Here is a 17141-nt window from a genome sequence, read left to right on the forward strand (position 1 = left end):
TATGGTCTAGATATTTACTTTGAAATCTTTCCAGTAATATTCTTTATCTTTGTCAGTTATTTCTCTTAAAACTTTACAAGGATTTCCTACTGCAACAACGTTTTCTGGAATATCTTTAGTTACAATACTGCCAGCACCTATAACTGAATTTTTTCCTATAGTTATACCAGGTAAAACAACAACATTAGAACCTATCCAAACATCATCTTCAATTTTAACTGGAAAAGAAAATTGATCGCCACTTTTTCTTAAATCAGGATGAACAGGATGGCCAGTAACAGTTATTGTTACGTTTGGAGCTATCATAACATTATTACCTATAAATATTTCTATATCATCCACTAATACAAGATTAAAATTTGCATAAAAATTGTTACCAATATGAATATTTTTGCCATAGGCAACACGTAAAGGTGGTTCTATCCATGGATTTTTTCCAATATGACCAAAAAGATTATGAAGTATTTCTTTTCTTTTATCTTCTTCACTTGGTCTAGTATTATTGTAATCATAAATTAATTCTTTACCACGAAGACGCTCTTGTATTAAATCTTCATGATTATCAACATAAATTAAGCCTTTTCTCATTATTTCTCTAATATCCATTTAATACCTCCTAAATGCTTATATTTAAATAATAGCATATTAAATATTAATAAATATAACTAAACCTTTTTTATGGATAAATCTATAATTTTGCACAAATAACCTTTACAAATATATACAAAAAGCATATACTTAAATAATAAGTGATAAGTAGTAAGTAAATTCAAATAAATACCAAAAATATAAAGGGGTTTTAGTTATGAGAGAATTAAAGTTAACACAAAGTTTTTCAATGATTGCTTTAAATGCACAAGATAGTATTAACATGACAACTACTAAAAAAGTATCGCTACATGCTATAGCAACTTCTGTTATTTTGGAGTTATACTTAGAAGAAAAATTTCAAGTAATAGATGGAAAGCTAAGAATGAATAAAAGAATTTTAGAAAATCCTAGTATAACTTTATATCATGAAGCTATTTTAAAACCAATGTTTTCTAAAAAAGATGAAATTGAAGAAGACTTAAATTGGTGGTTAAATAAGGCTTCAAATTTATCAACAAAACATTTAAAAGCTCTTGAAATTGCTATAACAGATTCGTTAAAAGGAGATAATTACATGGAAGAAATACCAAATTTATTAGGTTGTGACATGTATTATAAGACAGCAGGGCTAACTTTAAGAGAATATAGAAGTAACTTAGATGAGTATTCTAGAATTGTTGAGGGATTTAAAGCTGATATTCTTGAAGAAGGAGAATCAACTGATGAAAGTATAATGTTGCTTTGGCTTCTTAGAGAAAGTGGATGCATGCAAGATGTATTCTCTAGGGGAGATATTGAAATAATAGAAAAGAAAATGAATAACTTATATGTAAAAGATAAATTTTCAAAAATCCTTTATAATGTCCATATACATCATGGCATTGAAATGGCTATAAAGGGATTTTTAAACATGAAAAAGAATGCAATTAAAAATCCTATAGGAACAGGAATAAACTTTGTATTTCCAGTTCTTGAACGTTCACAATCTATTTTTATTGATACTGAAGAATGGTTTCCAAATTCAAAACAAAGATTTGAAGAAGTTAAAAAGAGATTAGAAGATGATGGACATATATATACTATAATAAGTGTAGGAGATGTCCCTTTGATTAAAATAGATAATATTGTATATGAAGCTATTCCCGAAGCAATTACAGGAAGAATTCCAATACATGGGGTACGTCTTAGAAGGTATCCAATTTAAAGGAGATAAAACTTATGTCAAGGCAGCGATCTATGGAAAAAATATTAGAATCAGAATATGTTACAATTGGAGAGCTTGTTAGAATTACTAATTCAAGATATAGTACCTTGAAATTTTATACGGAAGAAGGAATGTTACCCTTTGAACAAGAGGAAGAAAAATTGACAAGGAGGTTTCCAAGAGAAAAAGCTATAGAAAGAATAGAGGAAATTAAGGAATTAAAAAGAAAAGGCTACAGAGTGGATGAAATAAAAGCTCTTCTTAAAGAAACTAATTTATAAGAAAAAAGGTGCTTATTATGATAGCACCTTTTATTGTTTTAAGGAAGTTGCTCTTCCTACAGTTCCACCAAGCTTTTTCCAAAAATAATTATGTTCTTCTACAGTTTGAGTAAAATCATTATTTTCCCATCTTTTTAGTACTTCTAACATATAATCTTTATCTGCATAATCAACTTTTTCAATAAGATTTTTTAATGATGAAATATATTCAGGAGTTATTTCTATCTTTCCCCAAATTTGATTGTCTTCGGCATTTATTTTCGTATTGCTCATTCTATGAAAGATGTCATAAATATTTTCAATAGGATAATACTCCTTATCTTTAATAATGCCAGAATCCTCATTAGAAAGTTCCTTATCTAATTTTTTTATTTCAGATATATTAGACTTAGCCTTTAAGTTACCAGAATCAATTTGCTTATACAAAATAAAGGATGATATACCAATTAATGCTAATAATATGATAATAAGTATTGATATAAATAGTTTATTTTTTAATAATATTTTTATATAAATTACCTCCTTTAAAAGTATTAATAAATTCATTATAATCCAAAATATGTAAAAATAGAAGTTTTATATTAATGTAAACATATAAAATAATTAATTTAATATTAATAAAGTGTTAATAAAATGTAAAAGAAATAGAATATGCTTTTTGTTGTATTGAATACTATATAAAATTATGTTAATATTTTCACGAATAATAACGACATACAGGAAAAGGGGAAAAATAATGAAAACTAAAAAACTAAAGATGATAGTATCAACATTGGCTATTATTATAATAGCTGGGGTTTTTACTGGATGTGCAAAGGAAGAAAAAATAGAAGAAAAAGCAGATGCAACTACTCAAGCATCAGAAGGGACAGGCAGTGTAACTGACTTGGAATGGGATGCACAACCAACATTAGGTTTAATAAAGGGAGACTATTACAAAGTTGAAGAGAGATTTAGACAAGGTCATTTAGGCGTACTAGAAGTAGTTAAAAATGATGGAAAAATAGTTGAGGTTGAATTTAATGAAATGACAAGACCAAACTATTATAAGAGATACTATCAAAATGTTCCTAAACGTAATTCAGAATATAATTTTGATATGGGGGCTGCTAAGGGAGCAGCATGGATTCAAAGTGTTGTTCAAGTAGAAAAGCAAATGATAGATGAACAAAGATTAACAGGTGAATTTGATGTTGTGTCAGGTGCATCTAATAGTATTGAGCAAGCTATGGTACCATTAGCAGAAAAAATAAATGTAGAGTTAGAAAATCCATCAGGAATGAAATACTATGCAATAGCTGAAGAATTAGGCGGAGGATTAACTGGTAAGTTAAAAGTCATAGTTCAAGATGGAAAAATTATAGAATGTAGATATGATGAAATATTTGCAAATTCTCCTGATGACATAGAAGATCCAGCATTAAAGAAATATTATAGAGTATCTAAATATGAAAGTATAGAATATCATGAACCATCACGTATTGGATTTAATGTTCAAATGGATGAATTAAATAAAAAAGTTGTAGAAACTCAAGATATGTTAGATTTAACTGGATTACCAGCAATAGAAGCAACTGGAGATTATAAATCAAGTGGATATACTGAAAGAAATACAGCTTGGGACAATTATTTAAAATTAGCAGAAAAATTATTAAATGAAATGAAAGCTGATAAAGTACTATAATAAATTTAATATAAATATAAAGAGGTTAATCATTTAATATTATGATTAACCTTTTTTATAAGCATATTTGTTAAAAATTAACAAAATAAATTGTAGTATCTCAAAGAAAATGGTATAATATAACTTATTAAATGGTGATTCAAAAAACTCTTTGGAGGGATTTTAATGAATGTAATAGAAATTACTAATCTTACAAAAGATTATGGAAATAAAAAGGGAATATTTAATGTGAGCTTTTCAGTTAAAAAGGGAGAAGTTTTAGGATTCCTTGGTCCAAATGGAGCAGGAAAAACAACAACTATTCGTCATTTAATGGGTTTTTCTAAACCACAAAAAGGAAGTTGCAGTATTAATGGATTAAGCTGTTTTGAAAACTCTAGTAAGATACAAAATTCTCTTGGCTACTTACCGGGGGAAATTGCATTTTTAGATGATATGACTGGACTACAATTTATAAAATTTGTAGCAGAAATGAAGGGTATTAAGGATTTATCTATAGCTAATAGATTGATGGAAAGATTTGAATTAAATCCTAATGGTAGAATAAAAAAAATGTCTAAGGGGATGAAGCAAAAGATTGGAATTATATGTGCATTTATGCAGGAACCAGATATTTTGATATTAGATGAACCAACTAGTGGATTAGATCCTTTAATGCAAAATGAATTTATAAAATTAATTTTAGAGGAAAAGGAAAAAGGAAAAACTATATTAATGTCTTCTCATAGTTTTGAAGAAATTGAAAAAACTTGCGATAGAGCAGCTATTATAAAGCAAGGAGAAATAGTTACAGTAGAAAATATCTCTACTTTAAAAGAATCTAAACAAAAGCTTTATAATATTACTTTTGAAAATATAAATATGGCTAATGAGTTTATTAAAGAAGGTTTTAAAATTAAAAATATAGATGGATGTAATATTACTATAAGTATAAAAGGTGATATAATGCCTTTTATAAATGCCTTAGGAAAATATAAAGTTTTAAATTTAGAAACATCATCACAAAACTTAGAGGATTTATTTATGCACTTTTATGGAGGTGAAAATAATGATTAGTATTTCGCTTTTAAAAAAAGAAGTTAAATCAAATTATAAGATTTTTATAATTTTTGCAGCAGTACTAACTATGTATATTTCGGTAATAGTACCAATGTTTGATCCTGAGATAGGAAATGCTCTAGCTGAATTTGAAAAAGCTATGCCAGAAATGATGGCTGCTTTTGGTATGAGTAATCCTGGGACAACTTTAATAGAATTCATTAATACCTATTTATTTGGATTTTTGTTTATTGTATTTCCAATGATATTTGAGATAATAATAGCCAATAAGATAATTGCAAAATATACTGATAGTGGTTCAATGGCATATCTTTTGGCAACTCCAAATAAAAGAAGTAAAATAGCAATAACTCAAGGATTTTTTCTAATAATTTCAATTGGAGTTTTAATGCTATTTATTGCTTTGGTTGGCATAATTTCAAGTGAAGTTTATTTTCCAGGAGCTTTGGATATAAGAAAATATGTTTTAATGATTATAGGATTATATTGTTTACACATTGCTATAAGTGGTTTAGGATTTTTTGCTTCTTGCATTAGTAACGATACAAAGATTTCATATTCAATAAGTGCAGGAATTCCTATTGGATTTTTTATTATACAACTTTTAGCTAATATGGGTGGGAAGCTAGATAAATTTAAGTACTTTACATTGTTTACTTTATTTGATACGGATAAGTTAATTAAAGGAGATTCAATTGGGATATGGATGTTTATAATTCTATTAATAATAGGATTAATATTATATATAGGTGGAGTTTTAAGATTTAGTAAAAGAGATTTACCTTTATAAAATTAGGGGGGAATTACAGTGGATTTTGGGGGTAAAAAAGTAGGAATAAAGAAAAAATTAGCTATATCATCTTGTTTTATTATTACAGTTATCGCTATATTATTAATAAATAATTTTATAATAACAAATATATTTAAAAATAAAAATAATGGTATGAAAAATAAACTATATTCATTAAGTATAAAAGATTTTAATGATGATGTTGTTAATGAAGATGATTTGTATATAGATGAGAATAAAGGCTTTTTAGCTAGTAGTACTTTCTATACTGCAAATGGAAGGAATATGAGATTATCCTATGATCTTTTTGAAAGTGAATATAAGTGGATTGTAAACTGGAATTTTAATAAAATGATGGAGTGGTTTGAAAGTCAGGGGATTGTGTACACAGAAATTCAAAACTCACTACCTGATTTTATAAAAGTTTATACTAATCAAGAGGGAAATAACTATATTTTACTTTCAGATAATAAAATAATTGAAGTTATAGGCTTAGGAGAAGAAGATAAAGATAAAATTATAGAGATAGTTTATAATAAGATTTTTAAGGATACAAAGGAGGAGTTAGTTTGAAAAATATAAAAGAAAAAAAATGTCCAATTTGTGGTGAAGAAATGAAAGAATATAAATATGCATATGATAACAATCAATATGGAAAGAAATATTATAAGTGTAGTGAATGTGGACATAAAGAAAATACTATGAATTGAATAAGGATATAAGAATATTAAAGCTGTGATTAAAATTTAATAAAAAAGTAATAAAAAGGAATTTTTTGTTGTATATAAAAAAATAATATTGTAAAATATAAGCATAGTATAAATTTGGAAGGAAATTACTTATGTATATGTTTAATTTGTTTTCATTTATTTTTCCAATATTTTTTATAGTATTTATAGGTTTTTTTATATTTGCTATAGTAAAAAATATTAAGGAATGGAGTTATAATAATAAGCAACCTATTACTCCTGTAGAAGCAACAATTGTATCAAGAAGATCATCAGTATCACATCATCATCATGAAAATCATATGTCAACATCTACTACTTATTACGCAACATTTGAATTTATTAATGGAGAAAGATTAGAATTAAGAGTATCAGGAAGAGAGTATGGTCTATTAGCAGAAGGTGATAGAGGAATACTATCTTTTCAAGGAACTAGATTTATAGATTTTAAAAGGAAGTAAGATTATAATATTTAGATAAATTATATAAAGAGTAAATCATTTTGATAAATTAACAAATAAGAAAGAGGTGTTATTATTAAATATATAGCAATGATAATGTCTTGTTATCCTTCTTTAAGCAAGTCAGAAAGAAAGGTTGCAGACTACATTTTATCAGAAAAAGGAAATATTATATACGAAACACTTCAAGAAATGTCTAAGAAAATAAATGTTGGAGAAGCTACTATACTAAGATGTGTTAGAAAGATTGGGTTTAGTGGATTTCAAGATTTAAAGTTACAAATAGCAAAAGATGATGAACCTGTAACAAAAAATTATCATGAAAATTATATTGATACAATATCATCTAATATGACTGAAACTATAATTAACACTAAAAATGTATTAGATATAAAACAATTAAATAAAGCAATTTCTTTAATTCAAAATTCAAGAAAACTTCTCTTCTATGGAGTGGGTGCTTCTGGACTTGCTGCTAATGAAGCACAAAGTAGATTTGTAAGAATGGGAAAAATAGGAGTATCTATTACAGATAGCCATTTTCAACTAATGTATTCAGCTACTTGCACTGAAGATGATGTAATTATTGCTCTTAGTTTATCAGGATATACATTAGATATTGTTGAATCTTTAAAAGTAGCAAAGAAGAAAAAAACTAAAATAATAGCAATAACTAATCACTTATTATCTCCAGTAGCCGAACTAGCTGATTGTGTATTGCTTACAGCTGGTAAAGAAAGTTTATTAGATGGTGGTTCTCTTATAGGAAAGATATCTCAACTTTATATAATTGATTTAATTTGTACAGGATATGCATTGTTAAATAAAGAAAATGTTTTAGAATTGAAAGCTAAAACAGCAGAACTATTAATTAATAAAACAATTACTTAAATAACCTTTTAATTTTAAATTAAAGGGTTATTTTTTTTATTTTTTCCATGATAATATTAAAAAGGAAAAAATAACTAGATTAAATTGTTAAAATGTTAAAAATATATGCCTTTTAAAATAAAAACCACAAATTCAATATATTGGTTAAAATAACGTTTACAAAAAAATATTGCGGTGATATAATCAAAACATAAATGAAGTTTAACTCCAAAAAATGATGAATAAATGGAGTGAAAATTTTATTTGAGTATACATAGGGAAAAGATATGGAGGGAAAACAATGAAAAAAGTTATTAGCTGTGTTATAGCTGCTATGATGACGTTATCATTAGTTGCTTGTGGTGGTAAAGGAGGTACTAGTAGTAAGGGACAAGATAAGATTCTCTATTCAAATGGTGGACCTATAGAGTTCTTTGAAACGCCTTGGTTAAATCCTGGTTCATACACATATTCAAAGGTATTATATGATCATTTACTTGAAGCAGATTCGACTCTTACACCTACAAAGGTAGCTCTTGCTAAGGACTATAAGCTTAGTGATGATGGAACAGAGCTTATGTTTGAATTAAGAGATGATATTTATTGGCATGATGGGGAAAAAATAACTCCAGAAGATATAAAATGGAGTATAGAGTACTCAATGAAAACTGCTGTAATAAATCCAGTGTTTGCAAATACTTTTAAAGCTATAAAAGGTAGTGCAGATTACTTAGCTGGTAGTCAAAATGAATTAGCAGGTGTTGTAATTGATGGTAATAAGATTCAAATCACATTTGATAAAGTTGCACCAGATGCATTATTAACATTTACACAATTTGCACCATTACCAAAGAAATATTTTGATGGAGTAGATCCGAATAAATTCCAACAAGCTGAATATTTCCAAAATCCAGTTGGTTCAGGACCATTTAAGATAAAAGAAGTTAAGATGAATGATTATGCTACATTAGAAGCATTTGATAAATATTATAATGGTGTTGCAGATTACACAATACATTTAACTCCTAGTCCTGGAGATAGTGATGCTAACCTTGTAAATAATGTTAAGTCAGGCTTACTAGATTACGGATATACAAAGAGTGTTGCTGATGTTAAAGCATTAAAAGATGCTGATAACATTAAATTAAATCAAGTAGATGTAAGATACACTCGTTTATTCTATGTAAACAAATTCAAAAAGGCTGATGGAAGTAATTCACCTTTAGCTGATTCTAAAATACGTCAAGCTATAAGATATGCAATTGATATGAAAACTATAGGAGAAAACTTATTTGATGGAACTATAATTCCTGCAAATAGCTTAACTCCAAATGGGGCAGATAAAACAGAAGGATTAAATAACTATGATTACAATCCAGAAAAAGCAAAAGAATTATTAAAAGAAGCAAACTGGGATCCAAACTATACGTTAGATGTTGTTTATTACTATACTGACCAATTAACTGTAGACTTTATGACATCAATCCAATCTTATTTAAAAGAAGTTGGAATTAAGATGAACTTTAGATTAGTAGAAGGAGACTTAGCTACTATTCTATGGAAAGCACCAGCTGATCAAGTAAATGGTCCAAGCGTTGTTGATTGGGATATGGCTTATGGAGCTGTTTCAGCATTATCAATGCATGAATATTACGATAGATATAGAACAGGATCACCTTCAAACTCACATACACCAGCAGATGAAAAATTAAACTCACTTATAGATGCTACAAATTCTTCAATGGATACAGAAGTTCAAAAGAACGCTTTCTTTAAATTACAAAAGTATGAAAATGAAACACTATTCTCAATTCCATTGTATTATCAACCTGTATTCGTAATTGAAAGTAATAGAATTGAAACAGGTATTGAAAAGTTTGGTAATCCACAATTTAATTATGACTGGAATATCCAAAATTGGAAAGTAAATTAGCATATTAATATAAGTGAAGTTTAGGGATTGCAAATGCAATCCCTAAATTTTAAATATTAGGAGGGACATTATGGGAAAGTTTATAATTAAAAAGATATTAGGTCTGATTCCTATGCTATTTGTTATAACATTTATAATATATTTAGGACTTGAATTAACTCCAGGCGATGCAGTATCTCATATGATAAGTCCAGAACTACTTTCAAGTATGGATCCAGCAAAATTAGATGAAATCCGTGCAGCATATGGATTAAATGACCCATTTATATTACGTTACTTAAAATGGATTGGGGAAATATTAAGAGGAAACTTTGGATACAGTATATCAAGTGGAGTACCTATTATTGATATGATAAAGGAGTTATTGCCAGCAACATTAGAATTAGCTGTTGCAGCATTATTAATTTCTACTATTTTAGGTAGTGTTTTAGGATTATTTAGTGCAATTCGTCGTGGTACTTTTACTGAAAATTTATTAACTGTAGCTGGAATGATAGGTGTATCAATTCCACAATTCTTTTTTGGAATGGTTTGTATATTAATATTCTCATTAAAATTAGGATGGCTTCCAGTTGGAGGTCGTATGATGCCAGGAAGAACGGCATTTATAGATAGATACCAATATTTGATACTACCAGCATTAGTTTTAGGAATTTCACTTACAGCTGGGGTAATGAGATATGCACGTTCTAGTATGCTTGATACAATGAATGCTGAATATATTCGTACAGCAAGAAGTAAAGGGTTACCTGAATGGAAAATTAATTTAGTTCATGGATTTAGAGTAGCTTTAACTCCAGTTGTTGTTTTAATAGGGTTTAGATTACCTACTTTAATAGGTGGAGCTGTAGTAATAGAAACAATATTTAGGTGGCCAGGTATAGGAAGTGCCTTTGCAACAGCTGTTCGTTCACAAAATTACCCATTAGTAATGATGATAGCGTTAATTACTGTAACTGCAGTTCTATTATCAAGTTTTATAGTAGATATTTTTACAGCTTTACTTGATCCAAGAGTTAAGTTGGACTAGGAGGTTTCTATGGCAGAAGTAAGAGTTAAAAGAAGTAGATTTGACCGTAAGTTAGATAAAATAAGAGAATTAGAAGAATCAGGTGCTTTAGGAAAGAAGAAAGTTAATCGTTCATTAAGAAAACTTTTAAATAATAGACTTGCAATAGCTGGAATTGTTATTTTCTTAATTATATTATTATCATCTATATTTGCACCTTTATTAACTAAATATGATCCTCTAGCTGTTGACATGAAAAATGTTTTACAGGCTCCGTCAGCACAACACATTTTTGGGACAGATAAAGTTGGTAGAGACGTTTTTGCAAGAGTATTGTATGGTGGAAGAATTTCAATATTAGTTGGACTTGGAAGTGCATTAGGATGTGCATTCATAGGTGTAACACTTGGATGTTATGGAGGATATAAGGGAGGATGGTTTGATAAGATAGTTTTAAGATTATCTGAAATATTTATGTCTTTCCCACAATTAGTATTAGTCCTTATGTTAGTTGCAATATTAGGACAAAGTTTAAGCAACTTAATAATTATATTTATATTAACTGGATGGGGTAGTGTTTATCGTATGGCTCGTGCCAAAATACTATCTATAAGAGAGGAAGAATATGTTCAATCATTAAAGGCCTTTGGGTTAAATGATTTTATAATTTGTTATAAACATATGTTACCTAATGCAATAGGTCCAATAGTTGTTAATGTAACTTTAAGTACAGCGATGTTTATATTAGAGGAAGCAGCACTTAGCTTCTTAGGATTAGGTGTACCTTTAGAAATAGCAACTTGGGGAAATATATTAAATGCATCACAAGATATGTTTACTTTACAAAACAACTGGTGGTTATGGTTACCAGTAGGTGTTGTTATTTCATTGTTTGTTATGAGTATCAATTTCCTTGGAGATGGATTACGTGATACAACAGACCCAACACAACAAGGATAAGGAGGAACTTTAAGATGGAAGATAGGACTATAATTACAGTAAATAATTTAAAAACCTTCTTTTATACAAATCAACGATGCAATAAAGCAATAAATGGTGTTTCTTTTAAAATAAAAAAAGGCAAAACTCTTTGTATTGTTGGAGAATCAGGTTGTGGAAAGAGTGTAACGGCATCATCAATTATGCAATTACTACCTAAACTATCAAGAATAGAAGAGGGCGAAATTATATACCATAGCGATAAAGGTGATATAAGAATAGATAAGCTTTCTAGAAATGGAAAGGAAATGAGAAGCTTAAGAGGAAAAGACATAGCTATGATTTTCCAAGATCCAATGACAGCATTAAACCCAGTTTATACAGTTGGATATCAAATAGCTGAAAACATATTATGTCATGAAAAAGTATCGAAGAAAGAAGCTAAAGAAAGAACTTTAGACTTATTAAAAGATATGGGAATACCTTTCCCAGAACAAAGAATAAATGAATTTCCACATCAATTTTCAGGTGGTATGAGGCAAAGAGCAATGATTGCTATGGCTATGAGCTGTAAACCAAAGGTTTTAATAGCAGATGAGCCAACAACTGCTTTAGATGTTACTATTCAAGCTCAAATATTTGAACTTATGGATAAATTAAAAAAGGAAAATGATACTGCAATAATGCTTATAACTCATGATATGGGAGTTGTAAGTGAACTAGCAGATGATGTTGCAGTTATGTATATGGGAAATATTATTGAAAGTGGAACTGTAGAAGATGTTTTAAAGAGTCCATCGCATCCATATACAGAAGCTTTATTGAAATCAATTCCTATTTTAGGAAAGGGAAAAAATCAAGAATTAAATCCTATAAAGGGGTCAACTCCAGATCCATATGATAGACCAAAGGGCTGTCAATTTGCTCCAAGATGTAATTATGCTTCTGAAAAGTGTAGTACTATGCCGGGGGAAGAATTTGTAAGTGAAACTCATATGGTACGTTGCTTCAATCATGAATTAGTTTTAGCAAACAGAAAGAAAGAGGTGATGGCAAATGGAAAATAAAGAAGTTTTGTTAGAATTAAAAGGCCTACAAACTCACTTTCCCATAAAAGATGGAATGTTTAAAAAGCCAACTAAATTTGTACAAGCAGTTAATGATATAGACTTAACAATTTATAGAGGAGAAACATTAGGTTTAGTAGGAGAATCAGGTTGTGGAAAAACTACTCTTGGAAAATCTATACTTCAATTGGTTAAACCAACTGGTGGAGAAATGATTTATGACTTCCAAAGAGAGGTTGGAAAAAAGAGTTTAATGAATTTAAATTCAAAGGAAATGGATTTGGCTAGAAGAAAAATGCAAATAGTTTTCCAAGATCCTCATTCATCTTTAAATCCAGCATTTACAATTTATCAATCTTTATCAGATCCTTTAAAGAAATTTGGAGTAAAAGATAAAAATGATAGAAGAATGATAATTGGAGATATTCTAGAAGCAGTTAATATGAGAAGAGAGTATATGGATAGATATCCTCATGAATTCTCAGGTGGTCAAAGACAAAGAATAGGTATTGCTAGGGCACTTTGTGTAAATCCTGAGTTAGTAATTTGTGACGAATCTGTATCTGCTCTAGACGTTTCAATACAAGCACAAGTATTGAATTTATTAAAGAAAATTAAAGAAGAAAGAAATCTAACATACATTTTTATTACTCATGATTTAAGTGTAGTTGAATATATAAGCGATAGAATAGCTGTAATGTATTTAGGACGAATAGTTGAGCTTTCTGATACTGAAGAAGTATTTAAAAATCACTTGCATCCATATACAGAAGCGTTGTTATCAGCAATTCCAATTGCTGATTTAGATAACAAAAGAAAAAGAATAGTTTTAGAAGGAGATGTTCCAAGCCCAGTTAATCCACCATCAGGATGTAATTTTCATCCAAGATGCAGAAGATGTATGGACATCTGTAAAAAGGAAAGGCCAACACTAAAGAAATATATTTTAAATGGAAAAGAACATTATGTAGCATGTCATTTAGCAGACATGGAATTAAAGGAGGAAAACAATGAGTAAGTTTGATATTAAGGATTTTAAAGGAGTAATTCCAGCAGTATTAACAGTTTTTGATAAAAATGAAGAAATAGATGAAAAGGGAATGAGAGAATTAATCTCTTACTTAATTGATAAAGGTGTAGATGGTTTATATTTAACAGGATCAACTGGTGAAGGCTTTACTATGAGTAGTGAAGAAAGAAAAAGAGTAGTTGAAATTGTTATGGATGAAAATAAAGGAAGAGTACCAGTAGTTGTTCATGTAGGAGCAATTGGAACAAAATTATCTATAGATTTAGCAAAACATGCAGAAGAAGTTGGAGCAGATGGAATTTCAAGTGTACCTCCATTCTACTGGAAATTTAATGAAAATCAAATAGTTAAATACTATACTGAAATTGCAAATTCATGTAATCTTCCAATGATAGTATATAATGTTCCACTAGTTGGATTATTGGGAATGAATGCTATAAAGAGATTAGCAGCTATAGAAAATGTTAAGGGAATAAAATATACAGCTCTTTCACATTATGAAATAACTCAAATAAAAGATGAAGTTGGTGAAGATTTCTTAGTTTATTCAGGAGCAGATGAAATGGCTGTATCTGGTTTATTAGCAGGAGCAGATGGAATTATAGGTTCTTTCTATAATATTATGCCAGAATTATTTATTAATATAAAAAAAGCAGTTGATGCTAAGGATATGGACGAAGCTACAAGACTACAAAAACAAGCTGTAGAAATAATTATGCATTGTTTAAAATTACCTTCTTTCTATGCTGGAATGAAAAGTATATTAAGATGGAGAGGTATAAATGCAGGATACTGCCGTAGTCCATTTGAAAATTTATCAGAAGCTGAAGAAGTAGAATTTAGAAATAGCCTTAAGAAATTAAAAGAAACATACAATATTTCTGGAGTTGATTTCTTAGATGAAATATAAAAATACATTAAAAAAAACTCAAGAATGTGATGTTTTTGTAATAGGAGCTGGGATTGCAGGTACAATATCTGCAATTCAAGCTTCTATTAATGGAAGTAAGGTTATTATATCAAGTAATTCTAATATTTTATCAGGTTCGAGTTTTTATCCAGGGACTTGGGGACTTGGTATGATAGGTCCTGAAAATAAGGAAGATGAGAAGGATTTAATAGAAACAATAATAAAAGTAGGTTGTAATGTAGTTGATAAAGAGTTAGTTAAAACTTTAGTAGAGAATATAAATCCATCCTTTGAATTTTTAAACAAGCTAGGAGTTAAATTGAAAAGAGCAGAAAATGAAAATCAAAAAGAGTTTATTCCTTGCTTTGATTATAAGAAAAGAAATTGGAATGGATTAGTTGCAAGTAGTGCAAAAGAAGTCTTTACTAAACTTTTAAGTAATAAAAATATACTTCAATATCCTTATTGTGAAGTTATAGATATAATTAAGGAAAATAATGAGGTTAGAGGTGTTGTTTTAATTAATTCTAAAGAAAATTTAGAGTTTATTAGTTGTAAATCAGTAATTATTGCAAGTGGTGGAATTGGAGGCTTATTTAAATATAGGCTAAATACAAATGATATTATAGGAAGTGGGCAAGCATTAGCTTTAAAAGCTGGATGCAAATTAACAAATTTAGAATTTATGCAAATGATGCCTGGATATGTTAGTCCTAGATATAAAACAATATTTAATGAAAAAACGTTTAAATTTATTGAAGCTACTAATTCTAATAATGAAAATGTTTTCTTACATATAGATAAATTAAAAGAAAAATTAGAAACAAGATCCACATATGGACCTTTCACATCTAGATTAGCCTCTAAGGATATTGATTATGCTATATTTAAAGAGTTTTTAAACGATGAAAAAGGGATAAAGGTAAGATACAAAGAAGAAATAAAAAATAATCCACCAGAATTTATAAAAGTATATTTTGAGTGGTTAAAGGAAAATAAAAATTTAACTATAGATGACAGTATAAATATAGGAATATTTTTTCATGCAGCCAATGGGGGAATATATATAAATTCTAAGGCTGAAACAGGTATTCATGGTTTATATGCAGCTGGTGAATGTACTGGAGGTATGCATGGAGCGGATAGAATAGGTGGATTATCCACAGTAAATGGACTTGTATTTGGAAGAATAGCTGGAAAAAATGCAAGTAACTATGCAAAGAAAGATAACATAAAAATTTTAAATGAAGTTGATTTTGAAGTATTAAAAATAAAAAATTCAAAAGAATTAATTGAAAAAATTCAAGAAATAATGTTCAATCACGCTATGATTGAAAAAAATGAGAATGGAATAAAGGAAGCTTTTAAAGCTCTTAAAAATATAGAAAATAGCATAGAATATGAAAATATTATGGGTAATAAGGATTTAAAATATTCTTATAGATTATTAAATAATTTATTATTGGCAAAGGCAATAATGAAATCAATTGATCTTAGAAAAGAAAGTAGAGGATCACATTATAGAAGTGATTTTAAGGAAACAAAAGATGATATGAATAAGAGAATAGTTATCCAATTTAATAATAAGATTAATTCTTATTTTATAGAGGAGTGATAAAGTGCCTATTATAGATATGCCTTTAGAAAAACTAAAAACTTATAAAGGAACTAATCCTATACCAAATGACTTTGATTCCTTTTGGAATGAAAGAATGGATGAAGTTCGTAATCATAAGTTAGAATATTATATAGAACCTAGTGAAATTAATGGATTTACAGCATGTAATTTTTATGATTTATGGTTTAGAGGCATTAATGGAGAAAAGGTTTATGCTAAATATATTAAACCAAATTTAAATTATAACCTTCCTTTAATACTTCAATTTCATGGCTATCCTGGAGCAAGTAGAGGTTGGTTTGAGCAAGCCTCTTTTGCAGGGATGGGTTGTGCCTTATTGGCAATGGATTGTCCAGGGCAGGGAGGCAAAGGTGAAGATATTGGAGGGTATAAGGGAACTACAGTATCAGGACATATTGTATTAGGTCTAGATGGTGATCCTAAGGATATGTATTATGTAAGGTTATTTCAAAATGCATCAATATTATGTGAAATAGCTAAAAAATTAGAAGGTATTAATATAAATAAAATTTATACAAATGGAGCTAGCCAAGGAGCAGGAATAGCTTTGGCCTGTGCTTCTTTAAATCCAATAATAAAAAAATGTGCAGCGTTATATCCATTTCTTTCAGATTATAAAAGAGTATATGATATGGATTTAGATTTAGTGGCTTATGAAGGAATAAGATATTACTCAAAATGGTTTAATTATATGGGTAATAATGATAATGATATGTTTAAAAAATTGGGATATATTGATGTTCATAATTTGGTTATTAGATTAAAAGCAGAAGTTTTATTTGGAACTGGACTTATGGATAATATTTGTCCTCCATCTACTCAGTTTGCTGTATATAACAATATAAATTCTAAAAAGAAGCATATTATTTTCCCTGACTATACTCATGAAGAAATTAGTGCATTTGATGATATGTTAATAGATTTTTTCTTAGAGGAGGAATTATAG

At 28.5% G+C, this 17141-nt stretch carries 19 protein-coding genes; 17 read left to right on the top strand and 2 right to left on the bottom strand.

The features are described from left to right. Positions 1–6 precede the first annotated feature (6 nt). Positions 7–606 carry a maltose acetyltransferase domain-containing protein gene (locus BN6774_RS07915; protein WP_066892275.1) on the bottom strand — a complete coding sequence of 200 codons (600 nt, stop codon included), beginning with the start codon at positions 604–606 and terminating at the stop codon, positions 7–9. A gap of 199 nt (positions 607–805) precedes the next feature. Between BN6774_RS07915 and BN6774_RS07920 the strand changes: the two genes are divergently transcribed. Continuing rightward, entirely contained in the window at positions 806–1795 is a 990-nt protein-coding gene (locus BN6774_RS07920; RefSeq protein WP_066892278.1) for a hypothetical protein, read from the top strand. 14 nt (positions 1796–1809) lie between these two features. Then, a complete protein-coding gene (locus tag BN6774_RS07925; protein WP_066892281.1) occupies positions 1810–2076 on the top strand; it encodes a helix-turn-helix domain-containing protein in 267 nt (88 codons plus the stop codon). A 30-nt stretch (positions 2077–2106) separates the two neighbouring features. On the opposite strand, the gene BN6774_RS07930 is transcribed toward BN6774_RS07925, so the two are convergent. After that, a complete protein-coding gene (locus BN6774_RS07930) occupies positions 2107–2622 on the bottom strand; it encodes a DUF6241 domain-containing protein (RefSeq protein ID WP_066892284.1) in 516 nt (171 codons plus the stop codon). A gap of 190 nt (positions 2623–2812) precedes the next feature. On the opposite strand from BN6774_RS07930, the gene BN6774_RS07935 reads away from it, so the two are divergent. The 15 genes from BN6774_RS07935 to BN6774_RS08000 all read left to right on the top strand — a co-directional run bounded on the left by BN6774_RS07935 (position 2813) and on the right by BN6774_RS08000 (position 17141). Next, positions 2813–3760 (top strand): FMN-binding protein, encoded by a 948-nt coding sequence (locus BN6774_RS07935; protein ID WP_235829594.1) that lies wholly within the window; start codon positions 2813–2815, stop codon positions 3758–3760. 165 nt (positions 3761–3925) lie between these two features. After that, a complete protein-coding gene (locus BN6774_RS07940; protein WP_066892287.1) occupies positions 3926–4816 on the top strand; it encodes an ABC transporter ATP-binding protein in 891 nt (296 codons plus the stop codon). After that, positions 4809–5609, top strand: coding sequence for an ABC transporter permease subunit (locus BN6774_RS07945; RefSeq protein ID WP_066892290.1), 801 nt, complete (start codon positions 4809–4811; stop codon positions 5607–5609). Before BN6774_RS07940 ends, BN6774_RS07945 begins: the two co-directional genes overlap by 8 nt. Positions 5610–5627: 18 nt before the next feature. Further along, positions 5628–6182, top strand: coding sequence for a hypothetical protein (locus BN6774_RS07950; RefSeq protein ID WP_066892292.1), 555 nt, complete (start codon positions 5628–5630; stop codon positions 6180–6182). Continuing rightward, on the top strand, positions 6179–6319 hold the full coding sequence (locus BN6774_RS18615; protein WP_167349591.1) for a hypothetical protein: 141 nt from the start codon (positions 6179–6181) through the stop codon (positions 6317–6319). Before BN6774_RS07950 ends, BN6774_RS18615 begins: the two co-directional genes overlap by 4 nt. A gap of 131 nt (positions 6320–6450) precedes the next feature. Further along, a complete protein-coding gene (locus BN6774_RS07955) occupies positions 6451–6798 on the top strand; it encodes a DUF2500 domain-containing protein (protein WP_066892295.1) in 348 nt (115 codons plus the stop codon). Positions 6799–6888: 90 nt separating this feature from the next. Continuing rightward, positions 6889–7689, top strand: coding sequence for a MurR/RpiR family transcriptional regulator (locus tag BN6774_RS07960; protein WP_207644571.1), 801 nt, complete (start codon positions 6889–6891; stop codon positions 7687–7689). 280 nt (positions 7690–7969) lie between these two features. Then, positions 7970–9601 carry an ABC transporter substrate-binding protein gene (locus BN6774_RS07965; protein WP_066892300.1) on the top strand — a complete coding sequence of 544 codons (1632 nt, stop codon included), beginning with the start codon at positions 7970–7972 and terminating at the stop codon, positions 9599–9601. A 70-nt stretch (positions 9602–9671) separates the two neighbouring features. Continuing rightward, the gene (locus tag BN6774_RS07970) at positions 9672–10631 is read left to right on the top strand and encodes an ABC transporter permease (protein ID WP_066892303.1); all 960 of its coding nucleotides are present in this window, start codon (positions 9672–9674) and stop codon (positions 10629–10631) included. Between the two features lie 9 nt (positions 10632–10640). Next, a complete protein-coding gene (locus BN6774_RS07975; protein ID WP_066892307.1) occupies positions 10641–11570 on the top strand; it encodes an ABC transporter permease in 930 nt (309 codons plus the stop codon). A gap of 14 nt (positions 11571–11584) precedes the next feature. Further along, positions 11585–12616, top strand: a complete 1032-nt coding sequence (locus BN6774_RS07980) for an ABC transporter ATP-binding protein (protein ID WP_066892310.1) — start codon at positions 11585–11587, stop codon at positions 12614–12616. Then, entirely contained in the window at positions 12606–13634 is a 1029-nt protein-coding gene (locus tag BN6774_RS07985; RefSeq protein ID WP_066892313.1) for an ABC transporter ATP-binding protein, read from the top strand. The genes BN6774_RS07980 and BN6774_RS07985 overlap by 11 nt, the downstream gene beginning before the upstream one ends. Beyond that, the gene (locus BN6774_RS07990; RefSeq protein ID WP_066892316.1) at positions 13627–14556 is read left to right on the top strand and encodes an N-acetylneuraminate lyase; all 930 of its coding nucleotides are present in this window, start codon (positions 13627–13629) and stop codon (positions 14554–14556) included. The genes BN6774_RS07985 and BN6774_RS07990 overlap by 8 nt, the downstream gene beginning before the upstream one ends. Then, on the top strand, positions 14546–16171 hold the full coding sequence (locus BN6774_RS07995; protein WP_066892319.1) for an FAD-binding protein: 1626 nt from the start codon (positions 14546–14548) through the stop codon (positions 16169–16171). The genes BN6774_RS07990 and BN6774_RS07995 overlap by 11 nt, the downstream gene beginning before the upstream one ends. 4 nt (positions 16172–16175) lie before the next feature. Then, on the top strand, positions 16176–17141 hold the full coding sequence (locus tag BN6774_RS08000) for an acetylxylan esterase (RefSeq protein WP_066892321.1): 966 nt from the start codon (positions 16176–16178) through the stop codon (positions 17139–17141).

The sequence above is a fragment of the Clostridium nigeriense genome (genome assembly GCF_900086595.1).
GTDB classification, from domain to species: Bacteria; Bacillota; Clostridia; order Clostridiales; family Clostridiaceae; genus Clostridium; species Clostridium nigeriense.

Bases quoted from the DNA above. Each gene is read 5' to 3' on its own strand.
- BN6774_RS07955 (WP_066892295.1), top strand. From the start codon at position 6,451: ATGTATATGTTTAATTTGTTTTCATTTATTTTTCCAATATTTTTTATA.
- BN6774_RS07985 (WP_066892313.1), top strand. From the start codon at position 12,606: ATGGAAAATAAAGAAGTTTTGTTAGAATTAAAAGGCCTACAAACTCAC.
- BN6774_RS07980 (WP_066892310.1), top strand. From the start codon at position 11,585: ATGGAAGATAGGACTATAATTACAGTAAATAATTTAAAAACCTTCTTT.
- BN6774_RS07945 (WP_066892290.1), top strand. From the start codon at position 4,809: ATGATTAGTATTTCGCTTTTAAAAAAAGAAGTTAAATCAAATTATAAG.
- BN6774_RS07920 (WP_066892278.1), top strand. From the start codon at position 806: ATGAGAGAATTAAAGTTAACACAAAGTTTTTCAATGATTGCTTTAAAT.
- BN6774_RS07975 (WP_066892307.1), top strand. From the start codon at position 10,641: ATGGCAGAAGTAAGAGTTAAAAGAAGTAGATTTGACCGTAAGTTAGAT.
- BN6774_RS07940 (WP_066892287.1), top strand. From the start codon at position 3,926: ATGAATGTAATAGAAATTACTAATCTTACAAAAGATTATGGAAATAAA.
- BN6774_RS07965 (WP_066892300.1), top strand. From the start codon at position 7,970: ATGAAAAAAGTTATTAGCTGTGTTATAGCTGCTATGATGACGTTATCA.
- BN6774_RS07960 (WP_207644571.1), top strand. From the start codon at position 6,889: ATGATAATGTCTTGTTATCCTTCTTTAAGCAAGTCAGAAAGAAAGGTT.
- BN6774_RS07915 (WP_066892275.1), bottom strand. From the start codon at position 606: ATGGATATTAGAGAAATAATGAGAAAAGGCTTAATTTATGTTGATAAT.
- BN6774_RS07970 (WP_066892303.1), top strand. From the start codon at position 9,672: ATGGGAAAGTTTATAATTAAAAAGATATTAGGTCTGATTCCTATGCTA.
- BN6774_RS07935 (WP_235829594.1), top strand. From the start codon at position 2,813: ATGAAAACTAAAAAACTAAAGATGATAGTATCAACATTGGCTATTATT.
- BN6774_RS07995 (WP_066892319.1), top strand. From the start codon at position 14,546: ATGAAATATAAAAATACATTAAAAAAAACTCAAGAATGTGATGTTTTT.
- BN6774_RS07990 (WP_066892316.1), top strand. From the start codon at position 13,627: ATGAGTAAGTTTGATATTAAGGATTTTAAAGGAGTAATTCCAGCAGTA.
- BN6774_RS07930 (WP_066892284.1), bottom strand. From the start codon at position 2,622: ATGAATTTATTAATACTTTTAAAGGAGGTAATTTATATAAAAATATTA.
- BN6774_RS07925 (WP_066892281.1), top strand. From the start codon at position 1,810: ATGTCAAGGCAGCGATCTATGGAAAAAATATTAGAATCAGAATATGTT.